The sequence below is a fragment of the Pseudomonas sp. PS01297 genome (assembly GCF_029959305.1).
GTDB classification, from domain to species: domain Bacteria; phylum Pseudomonadota; class Gammaproteobacteria; order Pseudomonadales; family Pseudomonadaceae; genus Aquipseudomonas; species Aquipseudomonas helleri.
Map to the genome: position 1 here is coordinate 1 of NZ_JASCPQ010000117.1, position 14,674 is coordinate 14,674.

A 14,674-nucleotide genomic window follows, 5' to 3' on the forward strand; every position below is an offset into this window, starting at 1 on the left:
TGGCCAGCGTCCTCAGATAACCCTGCCTGGACCTGTAGGAGCGAGCTTGCCTCGCGATCTTTTGATCTTTAAAAAGATCGCGAGGCAAGCTCGCTCCTACAAGGGCAAAACTTAAACCCGAATAGAATCCAGCATCCGCAGCAGCATCGCATCACACCCGGCCAGTTGCGCCACGCTCACAAACTCATCCGGTTTATGCCCTTGGTCCATGCTGCCCGGGCCGCAGACCACCGTGGGGATGCCCACGGCATCGAACAACCCGCCTTCAGTGCCAAACGCCACCGTGCCGAACTCCCGAGACCCGGAAAACGCCGCAATCAACTCGGCCGCCTGGCTGCGCTCATCGGTGACCAGCCCCGGATACGCTGACAACTCGGTAAAACGGATCGCACTCTGCGCGCTCACCGCCTTCATGCGCGGCAGTACCTGATGCATCGCATAGGTTTGCAATGCCTCGGCCACTTCACCCGGATCCTGTGACGGCAAGGCGCGAATCTCAAAGTCAAAGCGGCAATCGGCGGGCACGATATTCAGCGCCTTGCCCCCGGCAATCACCCCGGTCTGCACGGTGCTGAAGGGCGGGTCAAAGCGCGGGTCCTGGCGTTCGCGCAACTGGCGACCGAGGCGGCCCAACTCGCCAATCAACTCGGCGGCATGCTCGATGGCATTCACGCCATAGGGGGCATAGGCCGAATGGCAGGCTTCGCCGTGTACATCACAGCGCATCGCCAACTTGCCTTTATGCCCGAGCACCGGCTTGAGCTCCGTCGGCTCGCCAATAATGCACAGCATCGGCTTGACCGGGCGCTGCTCCAGCACGCTGAGCAACGAGCGCACGCCCAGACAGCCGACTTCTTCGTCATAGGACAGGGCAATGTGCACCGGTATGCGTAACGGCGTCTGCACCAGCGTCGGCACCAGCGCCAACACGCAGGCGATATAGCCCTTCATGTCTGCCGTGCCCCGGCCAAACAGCTTGCCGTCGTGTTCGGTCAGCTCGAACGGCGGCGTTGTCCAGGGCTGGCCATCGATCGGCACCACGTCGGTATGCCCCGACAGCACAATGCCGGGGACCTCGCTCGGGCCAATGCTGGCAAACAGATTGGCCTTGCTGCGTTCGTCGTTGTAAACCAGCTCGCAGCTCACGCCAAAACCTGCCAGGTAATCGCGTACAAACTCGATCAAATGCAGGTTGGACTCGCGGCTGGTGGTGTCAAACCCCACCAGCGTATGCAGCAGTTCGCGGCTGCGGCTCATCGATCATCTCCCGCCACGCCGTAACCAGGGGAACGGTCAGGTGCGAGGGCGCGGTCGATGTAATCCTGGACCTGCGGGCGATAGGCGTCCCACAGTTTTTGCAGCTCACCGATGGGGTTTTCATCGGCCCAATCCACCCGCAGGTTGATGATCGGCCAGGTCAATTCGCCCACCACCACCAACGCGGCTGAATGCACCGGGCCCGCTTCACCGCCAGCGGCAATGGCGGCGTGCATCGCGGCCAGCAGGCGGTCAGCCAACTGACCTTCGCCTTGCTCAAAGGCCTGCACCATCGCGGCAATCACTGTGCGGTCAGCGAGCATGTTGCCCGCCGCCACACACTGTTCGCCCGACAGCGCATTGTGCGTGCCCAGGGTTTCGCTACCACTGAAGTGCACGGTGCGGCCCTGATGATCAATCGCCGTCAGTTGCCGGTACTGGCTGTAGCCGTTGCGGGTCAGCGCCGTGTCGATGGCCGCGCCGGGTGCGAGGCCTTGTTCCAGCAGGTCGAGCACATCCGGGCCCAATGCCGGCAGCGTGATGTTCTGGGTCGACACCGCCCCCACACCGGGGCGCAGCCACGGGCAACGGGCGCCCACGGCAATGCTCGATGAGCTGATGGCGATGCCCAATTGGCCGGTTTCTGCGCAACGGGCGACGATTGAAAAGGTCATGGCGAGCCTCCTTACTCCGGGATTACTGCGATCACGTCAATTTCCATCAGCCACTGCGGCTGACCCAGCGCCGACACCACCAGCCCGGTGGAAATCGGGAACACGCCTTTGAGCCATTTACCGACTTCCTGGTACACCGGCTCGCGGTAGCGCGGGTCGATCAGGTAAGTGGTGGTTTTAACGATGTGGCTCAGGTCGCTGCCGGCTTCTTCCAGCAGTTGCTTGACGTTGCGCATTGCTTGCTCGGCTTGGGCACGCGGGTCGCCGAGGCCGATCAGGTTACCCTCGAAATCAGTGCCCACCTGGCCACGGACATACACCGTGTTACCGGCACGCACGGCCTGGCACAGGTCGTTGTCCAGGCTCTGGTTCGGGTAGGTTTCTTTGGTGTTGAACATGCGAATGCGAGTGTGAGTAGGCATCAAAAAAACTCCAGAAATAGTTAATCAGGCGCTGACAGGCGATTGCCGAACAACCGGTGCGGCGTCGCGGTATTCAAGGTATTGGCGCTGGATGCTGATGTGGTCGGCCACGTATTTGGCGTCGTGCCACACGCCCCAGATAAACGACGAGCCACGGCGTGACTGCCACGGCAAACCGAGAAAGTAGATCCCCGATTCACTCGACACACCGCGCTGGTGCTGCGGCTTGCCGGCGGCGTCAAAGGCATCGACTTGCAGCCAGCTGTAGTCCACGGCAAAGCCGGTGGCCCAGATAATCGAAGTGATCCCGGCAACCGCCAGGTCCAATTGCAGAATCGGATTTTTCACGCAGTCGGCGTCCGGGAACACCCGGCGGGCTTGCGGCTCCAGTGGCAAATCGAGGCCATTGCGCTCGATGTAGGCGTCTGCCGCATCCAGCAGTGCCAGGTAGTTTTCATCGCCACGCTTGAGGTTTTCCAGCAGGTTGGGCTGGAAGCTGGCGACGCCGTTGTTGAACGCCTGGGTCAGCCCCACCAGAATCATGCCTTGCTGGGCCAGCTCACGAAAATCGATGGTTTTGCCACCGTGGGCGCCGCTGACGGCAATCGTCACGTGCTCGCGGCCCGGCTTCATCGCCGCCTGATCCCATTCACCCAGCACCCCCAGCCACCAGCAGAAATCACGGTTACGGTAGGCGCGGGGAGGGCGGTCGTGGGCACCGACCGACAAGTACACCTGGCGCCCCGAGCGTTGCAGTTCATCAGCGATCTGCACCCCGGACGAACCGGCGCCCACCACCAGCACGGCGCCCGCAGGCAGTTGCGCCGGATTGCGGTAATCCGCTGAGTGGATCTGATGCAGTGCGCTGTCTTGCGGGGCAATGGCCGGGATCACCGGCTTCTGGAACGGGCCGGTGGCTGCAACCACACGCTTGGCGTCGATCACGCCTTCGCTGGTGTGCACGGTAAAGCCGGGGCGGCCGACATTGCGCACCACCGAGAGCACATCGACACCGGTGCGGATCGGCGCATTGAACTTGCGTGCATAGGCTTCAAAGTAATCGGCGACGCGCTCTTTGGGGGCGAAGCCATCGGCGGCCACGTCATCGAACTCCAGGCCAGGGAAACGGTCATGCCAGGCCGGGCCGTTGGCGACCAGCGAATCCCAGCGACCGGTGCGCCAGCGTTCAGCGATACGACTGCGCTCCAGCACCAGATGAGGCACACCTTGCTTGCTCAGGTGCTCACTCATGGCCACACCCGCCTGGCCAGCCCCCACTACCAAGGTGTCTATTGTTGTTGTCGCTAGCGTCATGTCTCTGTCCTTGCGTAATGCAGTTGGATTCAGTTCGTGCATGACTTCAAGGCTAGGGGGAGGGCTGTTTTAAATAAAATATTATTAAGCTGGGATGTGAGCATAAATATCAGATACAGAGACCTGATCCATGCCCGTAGGAGCCACTGTGTAGCTGCGCCATAGTGTCAGATTGCTAAAAACCTTCAGCATCCCCCAATCGGTTCCCTCTCCTTCGGGAGAGGGCCAGGGTGAGGGGCTTTTGATCTGATGGTGTCTTGAAATGCCAAGGTCAAAAGATCGCGAGGCAAGCTCGCTCCTACACAAGCAAGGGGCGATTCTTATGCCTTTAAGCTATTTAAAAAGCTTTTTTTAGTCTTGGATGAGCCATCAAAACGCCCTCTATAGTGTCGCCTTTCCACCCCCCACTCACCAAGATTGCAGGTCGCTTCATGCCGTCACGTTTTCTGTTCGCTGCACTGTTTCTGGCGCTTGCCGGTTGCGTCAGTGCGCCGCCCGCTGCTGTACACACCAAAGACCCGGCCAGTTCATCACTGCACGGCGACCCGACGCGACCCGCCCAGGCGCAATGGCTGCGCACGGAACTGTATTTCTCATTGGGGACGCTGGGCGGCAACGGCGCTGATGTCATCAGCCCGCAGCGCTGGACAGAGTTTTTGGACAAGGAAGTCACGCCACGCTTTCCGGATGGCTTCAGCGTGCTTGAAGCCTACGGCCAATGGCGCGACCACGGTGCCCCCGAGCCGGAGCGGCTGAGCACCAAAGTGATCGTCATCCTGCACGAAGGCACCGCGCAGCATGAGCAGGACATCGAAGCCATTCGCCTTGCCTGGAAGCGCATCACCGGTGATCTGTCTGTGCTGCGCCTGTCTCAACCGGCGCAGGTGTCGTTCTAGTGTGAGAGTTGCCGATTGTCGTCCAGACGTTCGGCTGTCCAGTCCGGGTCGCTGGCCCGGACCGGATTGACCACTTGCAACACGGCATAGCCGAAGCGCTCCTGAAACAACCGGCCGATGGTGGCCAGCGCTTCACGGTTGGCGCTGTTATCGGCATGGATCAGGATCATGATGCGCGACGGCAGCTTTTCCGGCTTGCCGGACGGTCCGCGCCATTGCCCGTTGACCTTGTACCAGCTCAGCCCATCCGGGAAGCGTGGCGTTACCTCGGCAGACAAAAACTCATCCCACGCCTGCGGGTCTACGGCGGCAAAGTACAGCTCACTGCGCACCATGGCGCGGCCATCAAGGTCGCCCGCCAGCGGTTTTTTATCTCGCGCGACGCCCACGGCGACCACGGCGGCAACCACCAGCAGCAGCGCAAACACGCCCCATTTCTTCATAACAGCTCCTCAGTCGATGACGGCTTGATGCTGGTGTTACCCAGCAACGCCAGCAAAACCGCGCCCAGCACCAGTACGGCAATCCCCAGCAGTGCGCCGTAACCGACGAACACCACGCTGGAATACAGCATGTACAGGCATAACGAGAAAAACAGCAGCGGCAGCACCGGGTACAAGGGCACCTTGACCGGTCTTGGCGCATCGGGAAACTTGTGTCGCAAGATCAACAGGGCCAGGGTGCTCAGGCTCAGAAACAGCCAGTACACCGGGGTCAGGTATTCCACCATGGTGTTAAAACCGCTTTGCGAAAAGCTGCCAAACAGCACCAACAACAGCGACACGGCGCCAATCGCCAGCAACGCCCGACGTGGCACGCCATGGCGTTTGTCCCACACCGCGAGGCCGCTCAGTTGCGGCACTTGCCGCGCCGCCGCGAAGGTGGTGCGGGCACCCACCAGCAGGGTTGAATTGATACTGGCAATCGCTGAAATACCCACCACCAGCAGAATCAGGCCGACTCCGGGGGCACCAAATGCCCGATTCAGCAGTTCGACACCTGGCGCCTCGCTGGCCGCCAGCCCCTCGTAGCCCAGGCCCTGAATAAAGGCCCAGTTCAAGGCCAGATAAATAGCCAGCAGCAGGCTCAGCGCGCCGAGCATGGCGATGAACATGCCACGCCGACCATCACGCACCTCAGCCGACAACGTGGCCGCATCGCTCCAGCCACCAAAGGCCAGAAAAACAAAAATCATTGCCGCAGAAAAACCGGCAAAACCGGTTTGCTCAGGCACCGCCAGAACTTTCGGCACCTCGGGTACAAAATCTTGCCAGGCCAGCCAGCCACCTGCTGCCGCAATGCTCAGAAACCCCAGGGCGAGCAATACCACCAAGGCCGTCTGGGTCAGAAAGCCGATCTCACGGCCGAGCAAATTCAACAGCACCAGGGCGATGATCACCCCGGCGGCAAACAGCCCGGAACCATAAGGCCCAAGCGGCAAAACCGCGTTGACGTAATCGGCAAACATAAAGGCTGAAAGCGCGATCCAGCCGGTGTGCATCACCGAAAAACGCGACCAGGCAAACAGCATCCCTACGCGCTCGCCATAGGCCAGACGCAAAAAATGGTAGTCGCCGCCGGGGTGCGGAAACGCCGTGGCCATCTCTGCAAAGCACAAGGCGCCCGCCATCGACAGCAGCCCGCCGAGAATCCACACCCAATAAAAATGGTCGCTGCCCACATTGAGCGCGACCGTGGGGGCGGTTTTCAAAATATCGGTGGTAATCACCATGCCGAGGGTGACCAGCAATGCCTGGAAAACCGGCAAATGGCGCTGAACACCGGCAATGGCAGATACGTCTTCGCTCATAAAAGTGTTCCCCAAAAACCCGAATCCCCCCTGTAGGAGCGAGCTCGTCTCGCGATCTTTTGACGTTTGAAAAGATCGCGAGGCAAGCTCGCTCCTACACAGAAGATTTAAAACGCGTAAGTAAGACGGGTGTAGTAGTACGCGCCGTTGGTGCCGATCGGCGACAGCACGTCATACGGCAGGTTGCCCCCGTAGTTGATTTGCGAGTTGGAGCGGTCCGGGTATTTGTCGGTCAGGTTGGTGCCGCCCACCGCGATGTCGAACGCCGGGGTGAATTTGTATTGCGCTTCAGCATCCAGTTGCCAAACCGCACCGTAGGTTTGCGTCGGCCAGGAGTCGCCAAAATCGAACACGCGGGTGGTTTTGCCCTGACGCGTCAGGCGGCTCATCAGGCCCCAGTGCTGGTTGGCCCAGTTGGTCGACAGCACGATGCGGTCCTTGGGCGCCGCGTCGGTCAAGGTGTTGCGTTCCTCGACACCCACCAGCGCATCGCTGCCGATGCCCAGCCCCGACAACTGCGAAGGTGTGCCACGGGTTTTGGTGACTTTGGTGTGGTTGTAGGTGTAGGCACCGGTTACGCCCCACACGCCGTCGAACAGCGGCTGGTGGTAGTTGAGCACCAACTCGGCACCGTTGGTGCTGGTGTCGGCGGCATTGGTGAAGAAGCTCACGTCATGCACGCCCGGCACACCAAAGTTGTCGTTGATGTACTGCTCCAGTGCGTCGCTGCCAATCCGCTGAGACAGGGTGATGCGGTCTTTGACGGCGATGTGGAACACGTCCAGCGACGCATCAAAGCGGTCGTTGAGCTGAGCGGTGAGGCCGAGGCTGAAGTTTTTCGAGGTTTCCGGGTCGAGCTTCTGGGCCCCCAGGGCGCGGGCGATCGGGCTGTTGACCGGCAGCGTGCGGATGTCGGTCAGCACACCGTTATCACCGTAGTTGGTGGTGGTGTTCTGGAACCCGACCTGTGCCAGCGACGGCGCGCGGAAGTTGTTCGACACCGCACCTCGCAAGGCCAGTTGCTCAGTCAGGCGGTAGCGCCCGCTGAGCTTGCCGGTGAGTTTGCTGCCCGCGTCGTCGTAATGCTCAAAGCGTGTGGCCACGTCGACAAACAAACGGTCGGTGAGGTCGCCAGACAACTCGGCGTACGTACCGAACACATTGCGGTCCAGGTTCACCTCTTCGCTTGGGCGCAGGCCGTTGGCGCCGTCGGCGCCGTTGCCGAAGTAAGAGGCCTGGTCACCGGCAAACGTCAGGTAGTTTTCGTAACGGTATTCACCGCCCACGGCCAGCACGAACGAGCGATCGGCAAAGCGCACTTCGCGGCTCAAGTCCAGGTTGGCGGTAGTCTGGCGGAACTCATAGTCGCCGGTGTTAAAGCGGGTTGGCGAATCAGCTCCGAGGCTGGGGTTGAAGGTGCGCTGGGTTGAGCCATCGAAGCGGTTGCGCCCGTGGGTGAGGCTGCTGTCGTAGTCCCAGTCGTCATCGAGCATGCCTTTAAAGCCTGCGGTCAAAGACAAGTCTTTGTTGTCGCCAAGGGACTGGGGGAGGTAGCCGTTGGGGTAAAACTCCGGGTGTTCATAGGCTTCGCGGTAAAAATCCGAGCCGGTGGTATGGCGCTCGTTGTAGGTGCCGAACGAGTAGGCTTTGCTGTCGCCAACAGGCAGTTCCGAGTTGAACCACACGTTCACATCCCGCGCCAGACCATCGCCCATGGCGAAGTTGCGTTGGCCGGGTGTGTCAGCGAAACCGTCATAACCGGCGCGGTTGGTCGGATTGCGGTCCTTGTACTCGGTGCCCACGCGGATAAACCCGCCGTCTTCACCCAGGCGGGTGCCGATCTTGGCCGAAGTCTGGCTGCTCTGGCCGTCTGTGATGCGCTTGCCGATGGCGTTTTCACGGGTGTGATAAACGCCATACGTGGTGGACACTTCGCCGCCTTCCGGGGCGTCATCGAGAATGATGTTGATCACCCCGGCAATCGCGTCGGAACCGTATTGGGCGCCCGCGCCATCGCGCAGCACTTCAATGCGTTTGATGGCGCTGATCGGGATCGAGTTGAAGTCCACCGGCGCCGTACCGCGACCGATCTTCGACGAGTCGTTAACCACCGCCGAAGTGTGCCGACGCTTGCCATTGACCAGCACCAGCACCTGATCCGGGCTCATGCCACGCAATTGCGCGGCCCGCACGTGGTCAGCGCCGCCGGAGTTGGACTGGCGCGGGAAGTTGAACGAGGGCAGCAAGGTCTGTAATGCCTGGCCCAGCTCGCCGCTGTTGGCACCGGCCGACTTGAGATCGGCAGCGGTCAGCACATCCACCGGGACCGGTGAATCCAGCACAGTGCGGGCCTTGCCCCGTGTACCGGTGACCAGCACCGTGTCCAGACGCTCGCTGCTGTCGGCGCCGGGTGCCGGATCGTCGGCGTAGGCGGGCAGCAAAGTAAAGGTTGAGATCACTGCAGCCAGTAAAGAAAGTGAACGGTTATGCATATGCAACTCCTGAACTGCAGCTAATACTCGCCCGTTGCCGAGAACTTGCGTTTTCGGCATTAGCGTCGAGGCAGTACTGCTCTGTCGTTGTTGTTGAGTGTTGGTTGAGTGCGAAGCGTGTTACTTGGCCAGCGGTATCCAGGACGCCGTGGCAATCCCTGATGTGTCCCCAAACGCAGGTAGTTTCTGCGCCAGATCGCGAACGTTCTTCACATCAAGGTCCAGCAACTGCTGACGGGTAATCAGCGTTGGCGGGACCAATACTTTTTGCCCTGGATTCTCGCCGGCAATCAGCATTGCCAGGCTGCGAACACTGATTGCCCCGGCCACTTGCGGGTTGACCGCAGCGGTCGCCACCCAGGCGCTGTCAGGTTCTTTCATGATCTGGATGTCGGCCGTGGAAATGTCGGCGCTGTAGATTTTCACCTTGGAGCTCAGGCCCGCCTCATCAACGGCAATTTTTGCGCCTTTGGCGAACTCATCAAACGGCGCAAAAATCACGCTGATGCCCGGGTTGGCGCGCAACACGGCACTGGCCTGGTCGGCGACCGAGTTGGCAATTGGCGGGTTAAGCGTGCCAAAACGAGCCTTCTCGACAATGCCCGGATTCGCCGCCTTGACCTGGGTCCAGATCTCGTTGCGCAACTCCATCGGGGTAAAGCCGCTGATGTACACATACCCAGCATCGAACTTCGTGCCGTTGTCTTTGACTGCCTGCTCCAGCGCCAGACGCGCCAGGGCGTGGTGGTCCTGCTCGATCTGAGTCACTTTCGGGTTGTTCAGGTCGACGTCAAAGGTCACTACCTTGATGCCCTTGGCCACGGCTTTATCGATCGAGTCCTTGAGGGTTTCGGCCAGGCCCAGTTGCACGATGATGCCGTCGACCCCCAGATCAATCGCCTGCTCGATCATCTCGCGCTGACTGGCCGCCTGTTGCCGCGCATCGAAAATCCGCAGCGTCGCACCCAGGGCTTTGGTCTGTTTCTCGACGCCTTGCAGATACGCCTCGGGGAAGTCGCCGGAAAACAGATAACCGACCATGGCAATCTGCACATTGCCTTTGTCGAAGGGCGCGGGGGCGCCCGGCAAGCCGGCTGCCTGCACGCCCAAAGCCGCGCCTGACAGCAGCGCACCGGCCAGAGCATGGCGAATGGCGCTTTTGATGGATGTGTACATAGGTGATCCTTGCAAGTAAGGGCGTCCAGATCAGCGCGCGCGCTGTCCGACACCAAAGGTGAAAATCAGCGCCAGCACCAACACCAGTCCTTTGACGAAATCCTGGGCGTAATAGGGTGCGTTGAGCATCGTCAATCCATTGAGTAAGGTGGCCACCAGTAATGCGCCTATCAACGTGCCAAACGCGTTGGGTTTCTTCGCGCCCAGCACGGCAAAACCAATCAGCGCCGCGCCCAGTGCATCCAGCACCAGCCCGTTGCCGGAGCTGACATCGCCGCGCCCCAACCGCGCCGCCAACAGCAAACCGCCCACTGACGCCAGCAGGGAAGACAGCACGTACGCCAGCAGTTTGTAGCGATGCACCGGAGCGCCCGCCAGGTGCGCCGCTTGCTCGTTGCCGCCGATGGCATAAAACAACCGGCCGATGCGCGCCCGCTCCAGAAACAGCCACACGGCCAGCGCTGCGACAGCGGTTACCAGCACCGGCACCGGCACCGTGTCCCATAACCGCCCCCGGCCCAGCGCCAGAAATGCCGCGCTGAACACGCCTTCGGTTTCTTCGCCGTTGGGCAGCGTCATGCCCACCGCAATCGAGCGCCCGCCGGTGGGAATCAGTTGCACACCGATCACCAAAAACATGCTGCCCAAGGTGGCGAGAATGTCCGGCACGCGCATTTTGACGATCAGCCAGCCGTTAAAAAGACCGACCAAAGCCCCGCCCGCCAGGCTGATCAACACCGCAGGCACGGCGCCCCAGCCCAGCACCACCATCACGTAGCTGGCGATCATCAGGCTCATCGCCGCCACCGCGCCGATGGACAAATCGAGGCCGCCCACGGCCATGGTCAAGGTCACGCCAAGGGCCAGCAAGGCGACGATGGACACCGACTGCAAAATGATGAACAGGTTGTTGACCCGCAAAAAGGCCGGTTCGGCAATGCTGAAAAACACCACCACGGCGGCCAGCACCAGCAGCAGGCCATAACGGATCAACGCATCCAGCACGCGCTTGGGCTTGGGGGCACTGCCCGGCAAAGAGGAAATCAAATCAGCCACGCGCACTACTCCCGGGCGTTGCGGTACGGTTTAAAGGGGAAGAGCAAGGGGAAGAGCAAGGGGAAGAGCAAGGGGAAGAGCAAGGGGAAGAGGATGGAGCGTCACTGCCCACCAACTGCGCCACCAGCGTGGCGCGGTTCAGCCCGGCTCGGGCGTAGTCAGCGACCACGGCAAAATCACGCACCACCAAAATTCTGTCGGCGATCTCCAGGGCCTCGTCCACGTCAGTGCAAATCACCAACGTGGCCCGTCCTTCGCAGCTGTTACGCAGCAAATGGCCTATCTCGCGACGGGCGCGCACATCAACGCCCTGGAACGGCTCATCGAGCATCAACACACGGCCGTTGCCCAGCAGCCAGCGGCCCAGCACGACTTTCTGCTGGTTGCCGCCAGACAGCGTCTCCATGGGCAATTCGATCCCGGCGGTCTTCACACCCAGCGCGGTCACGGCGTCTTGTACCGCCTGCGCCTCCAGCCGGGTGTTGATAAATCCGTAGCGGGTGAAACGCTGCAAAAAGGGCAGGGTCAGGGTTTTGCGCAACGAAAAGCCAGGAATCAACGAATGGCTGGCGCGGTCTTCGGCGGCGTAAAACACCCCGGCTTTAACTGCGTGTTCTGGTGAATTGAACAGCCCGTCAACACCCTCCACGTGCAGCGTTCCGGCAGCCGGGCGACGCAAGCCGAACAGCACCTCGGCAATTTCACTTTTGCCCGCGCCCAACAAACCGGTGAGCGCCACCACCTGACCTTCGTGCAGGTTCAAATCAAACTCAGCGGAGTTCGCCGTAACCTTCGCTGCACGCAAACTCAACACCTCGCGGCCCCCCGCACGTGGCTCAAAAGGCCGGGTGTCCGGCGCTTCACCGAGCATGGCGTACACCGCTTCGGTGAGTTGATCGGCAGCAAATTCACCGGCCAGCCTGCCGTCACGCAACACCACGGCGCGATCCGCCAGACGCTGCAAATCGGACAAGCGATGGGAGATATAAACAATCGCCACCCCGCGCTCGCGCAAGGTATCGACCAGGGCAAATAAACGTTGCGCTTCGGTATCCGAAAGGGCAGCGGTCGGCTCATCCAGAATTAACAAACGGGGCTGCAAGGCAAAAGCGCGGGCCAACACCACCAGTTGGCGTTCTGCCTGGCCGAGGTGCTCAATCGGCTGCTCCAGTGGCAGATCCAGCCCCAGCCCGGCAGCGATTACCGAGGCACGTTGCAACACGCGTTTGCGCCCCAGCCAGAACCCGGCACGGGGCTGGCATAACTCATCCAGCAGCAGGTTTTCCGCCACGCTCAAACCCGGCGCAATCGCGTCATTGACGTGCTGATGCACCGCCACAATCCCGACCTCACGCGCCGCCAGCGGCGAATTGAAACGCTGCAACTGCCCGTCAACCAACAGCTCGCCCGCATCATGGGACTGGCTGCCAGCGAGGATTTTCACCAGCGTCGATTTGCCCGCGCCATTGGCACCCAACAACGCCACGACTTCGGCGGGGTAAATCTGCAAGTCCACACGATCCAGGGCACGGTTGGCCCCGAACGATTTACTCAAACCGCGCACACGAATCAGCGGATCAGGTGCCACAGCGGCAGACGCGTTCATAAAAAGCACCGAAACAGAAGTCGCTGAAACATCAGCAAACACAAGACGTTGGGGCCGCGATTAAAAGCATTTCCCTAGGAACAATCCAATATATGTATCGAATATGAAATATCTTTTAGTTATATAGGGAGGCGCCCGGATGGGCGCAGAGGGGGGCAGCTCACTCTGTAGGAGCGAGCTTGCTCGCGATCAGTTGATCTGGATCTGGCTCTTGATCTAAAAGATCGCGGCCTCTCCTACGGAATGAAATAACCAATCACCGGCACAATCAGCAGCGTGCTGATCGCCATCGACAACACATTGCCAATGTAAGGGTGCATGTACTGGGGCAACCGCCGGGCAATGGTGTTGGCCAAAGGCGGGGCGACCAGAGCCCCCAACACAGCGCTGGCGATCATCACCCTCGCGCTGGCGCCGTAGGTCAACACCGCCGCCGGAACCACTGACACCAGCGGCACATACGTGGGGTACCAGCCGAGTTTCTGCCATTGGCTGCGCCAAATAATCACGCCCAGCACGACTGGCCCACTACCCCAGGGCGCCCCCAAGCAATAACTCCAACGAGGCGAACTCGTGCTTGTAAAAAGCGACCTCGCTGATATCGCCGATCACCCAGCGCAGCCAGGCCAGTGGCGAAGACCAGTCGCCCATCATGTCGGCATATCCGGGCCAGTAACCGGTTGCCGATGCTGAGTAGAACCACGATAAGCCGCCGATCAAAGTAATGATTAGCAGCGCGCTGGCTACAAGCAAAACCAGATAACGCACTGACGCAGTGGAAGACGCTCTTGGTGATAAAGACGACATGATGGCGTCCTCATCAGCGTGGAAGGAGAGGGTGGTCGGTATAACCGAGCATGGGGTCATACACATCGATGCGCCGGTCGCGATGCAGGTCGTTCAAACTGTTCCAGATCGGCGCGCTGCGTGCGCTGGTCAGATCAATATCGGCATAGAGAATGGTCTGCTCATCCGCTGAGGCCACCTTGCCGATGGGCCAGCCATTGGTCCCGGTAATCAGCGAGCAGCCCAGATAGCGCTCGCCTTGTTCCTCACCGATGCGATTGGCGGCGGCAATAAACACGTTGTTGGCGTGAGCAGCGGTCATCGTCAGGTACGAGGCCATACATTTTCCGCTGTCATCGAACAGAGGCGGTGGCGTCCAGATCCAGTTGTTCAAACTGCAGATAATGTCAGCGCCTTGCAGGCTCAACAGGCGCGGTACTTCGGGAAACCAGATGTCCCAGCAAATCAGCAGGCCGATGCGGCCAATGGGTGTGTCAAACACCGGAAAACCCAGATTGCCGGGAGTAAACCAGAGCTTCTCGCGGTTCCATAAATGGGCCTTGCGGTACTTGCCAATAAATCCGCCAGGGCCCACCAGCACCGCGCTGTCAAACAACTGCACACCGTCTCGCTCCGCCAGCCCTGCGGCCAGATACACCTGATGCTTTCGGGCAAAATCGAGCCAGGCCTGCATGCTCGGACCCTCGGGAATCAACTCGGCATGCAGGAAGGCTTCCTGGCGAGTGCCGAACAAATACCCGGTATTGGCCAACTCCGGCAGCACAATAAAATTTGCCCCGTTAATGGCCGCCTCGCGGGCCAATTCAAGGCTGTGCTCCAGATTGGCCTGGCTATGTTGAATGCCCACCTGCGGATCGAATTGCACAACCGCAACGCGCACTGCACTGACCGCTTCGTTCATGGCTGACACATCTTTTTTTTGTTATGACCCGCTGGTTTGCGGGTCTTTAGTAAGAGGATTTATCAGTGCGGGTGTATGTCGGTTGTGTCCGCTTGGTGTGTAGTCCGTTGCCTTGTCTAGGTCGTTACATATCAAACTGGACTACGCAAGAAGGGAATTAAACTGGCTTTCGACATGCGTAGATCGCTGCATGATCTGCCCCTCAGTAGGAGCTGCCGCAGGCTGCGATCTTTTAAAAAAATCAAAAGATCGCAGCCTGCGGC

General features: G+C 60.3%; 12 protein-coding genes and 1 pseudogene. 1 reads left to right on the forward strand and 12 read right to left on the reverse strand.

Features of this window, described 5'->3' with window-relative positions; all coding sequences use genetic code 11:
• Positions 1-111: 111 nt before the first annotated feature.
• The 4 genes from argE to QMX84_RS23475 are packed head-to-tail and all read right to left on the reverse strand — an operon-like array spanning position 112 to position 3,709.
• Positions 112-1,257 (reverse strand): acetylornithine deacetylase, encoded by a 1,146-nt coding sequence (gene argE, locus QMX84_RS23460; RefSeq protein ID WP_282364895.1) that lies wholly within the window; start codon positions 1,255-1,257, stop codon positions 112-114.
• Positions 1,254-1,931, reverse strand: coding sequence for a DUF1028 domain-containing protein (locus tag QMX84_RS23465; protein WP_047293189.1), 678 nt, complete (start codon positions 1,929-1,931; stop codon positions 1,254-1,256). The genes argE and QMX84_RS23465 overlap by 4 nt, the downstream gene beginning before the upstream one ends.
• A gap of 11 nt (positions 1,932-1,942) precedes the next feature.
• Entirely contained in the window at positions 1,943-2,353 is a 411-nt protein-coding gene (locus QMX84_RS23470; RefSeq protein ID WP_047293191.1) for a RidA family protein, read from the reverse strand.
• A gap of 24 nt (positions 2,354-2,377) precedes the next feature.
• A complete protein-coding gene (locus QMX84_RS23475) occupies positions 2,378-3,709 on the reverse strand; it encodes an NAD(P)/FAD-dependent oxidoreductase (RefSeq protein WP_282364896.1) in 1,332 nt (443 codons plus the stop codon).
• Positions 3,710-4,098: 389 nt separating this feature from the next.
• Here QMX84_RS23475 and QMX84_RS23480 point away from each other — a divergent pair, with 389 nt between their 5' ends.
• Positions 4,099-4,563, forward strand: a complete 465-nt coding sequence (locus tag QMX84_RS23480) for a DUF3574 domain-containing protein (protein WP_262125002.1) — start codon at positions 4,099-4,101, stop codon at positions 4,561-4,563.
• Here QMX84_RS23480 and QMX84_RS23485 read toward each other — a convergent pair.
• The 8 genes and pseudogenes from QMX84_RS23485 to QMX84_RS23520 form a co-directional block, all read right to left on the reverse strand.
• Positions 4,560-5,006, reverse strand: coding sequence for a DUF3574 domain-containing protein (locus QMX84_RS23485; protein ID WP_053225221.1), 447 nt, complete (start codon positions 5,004-5,006; stop codon positions 4,560-4,562). The two genes, QMX84_RS23480 and QMX84_RS23485, sit on opposite strands and share 4 nt — an antisense overlap.
• Complete coding sequence (locus tag QMX84_RS23490; protein ID WP_282364897.1) at positions 5,003-6,373, reverse strand: APC family permease; 1,371 nt, start codon at positions 6,371-6,373, stop codon at positions 5,003-5,005. Before QMX84_RS23490 ends, QMX84_RS23485 begins: the two co-directional genes overlap by 4 nt.
• Before the next feature lie 107 nt (positions 6,374-6,480).
• Positions 6,481-8,865: a TonB-dependent receptor gene (locus QMX84_RS23495; RefSeq protein WP_123751510.1), complete on the reverse strand. Its 2,385-nt coding sequence runs from the start codon at positions 8,863-8,865 to the stop codon at positions 6,481-6,483.
• Between the two features lie 120 nt (positions 8,866-8,985).
• Positions 8,986-10,041, reverse strand: coding sequence for a substrate-binding domain-containing protein (locus QMX84_RS23500; protein ID WP_153428151.1), 1,056 nt, complete (start codon positions 10,039-10,041; stop codon positions 8,986-8,988).
• A gap of 30 nt (positions 10,042-10,071) precedes the next feature.
• Positions 10,072-11,088 (reverse strand): ABC transporter permease, encoded by a 1,017-nt coding sequence (locus QMX84_RS23505; protein ID WP_282364900.1) that lies wholly within the window; start codon positions 11,086-11,088, stop codon positions 10,072-10,074.
• Position 11,089: 1 nt separating this feature from the next.
• On the reverse strand, positions 11,090-12,703 hold the full coding sequence (locus tag QMX84_RS23510) for a sugar ABC transporter ATP-binding protein (protein WP_282364898.1): 1,614 nt from the start codon (positions 12,701-12,703) through the stop codon (positions 11,090-11,092).
• Between the two features lie 236 nt (positions 12,704-12,939).
• Positions 12,940-13,324: pseudogene (locus tag QMX84_RS23515) on the reverse strand (hypothetical protein); the annotation flags it as partial.
• 199 nt (positions 13,325-13,523) lie between these two features.
• Positions 13,524-14,411 carry a nitrilase family protein gene (locus QMX84_RS23520; RefSeq protein ID WP_282364899.1) on the reverse strand — a complete coding sequence of 296 codons (888 nt, stop codon included), beginning with the start codon at positions 14,409-14,411 and terminating at the stop codon, positions 13,524-13,526.
• Positions 14,412-14,674: the final 263 nt, after the last annotated feature.

What these genes read in the sequence shown, in the direction of transcription:
- QMX84_RS23470 (WP_047293191.1), bottom strand. Translation starts at nt 2,353, where the DNA reads ATGCCTACTCACACTCGCATTCGCATGTTCAACACCAAAGAAACCTAC.
- argE (WP_282364895.1), bottom strand. Translation starts at nt 1,257, where the DNA reads ATGAGCCGCAGCCGCGAACTGCTGCATACGCTGGTGGGGTTTGACACC.
- QMX84_RS23475 (WP_282364896.1), bottom strand. Translation starts at nt 3,709, where the DNA reads ATGCACGAACTGAATCCAACTGCATTACGCAAGGACAGAGACATGACG.
- QMX84_RS23520 (WP_282364899.1), bottom strand. Translation starts at nt 14,411, where the DNA reads ATGAACGAAGCGGTCAGTGCAGTGCGCGTTGCGGTTGTGCAATTCGAT.
- QMX84_RS23490 (WP_282364897.1), bottom strand. Translation starts at nt 6,373, where the DNA reads ATGAGCGAAGACGTATCTGCCATTGCCGGTGTTCAGCGCCATTTGCCG.
- QMX84_RS23495 (WP_123751510.1), bottom strand. Translation starts at nt 8,865, where the DNA reads ATGCATAACCGTTCACTTTCTTTACTGGCTGCAGTGATCTCAACCTTT.
- QMX84_RS23500 (WP_153428151.1), bottom strand. Translation starts at nt 10,041, where the DNA reads ATGTACACATCCATCAAAAGCGCCATTCGCCATGCTCTGGCCGGTGCG.
- QMX84_RS23480 (WP_262125002.1), top strand. Translation starts at nt 4,099, where the DNA reads ATGCCGTCACGTTTTCTGTTCGCTGCACTGTTTCTGGCGCTTGCCGGT.
- QMX84_RS23465 (WP_047293189.1), bottom strand. Translation starts at nt 1,931, where the DNA reads ATGACCTTTTCAATCGTCGCCCGTTGCGCAGAAACCGGCCAATTGGGC.
- QMX84_RS23485 (WP_053225221.1), bottom strand. Translation starts at nt 5,006, where the DNA reads ATGAAGAAATGGGGCGTGTTTGCGCTGCTGCTGGTGGTTGCCGCCGTG.
- QMX84_RS23510 (WP_282364898.1), bottom strand. Translation starts at nt 12,703, where the DNA reads ATGAACGCGTCTGCCGCTGTGGCACCTGATCCGCTGATTCGTGTGCGC.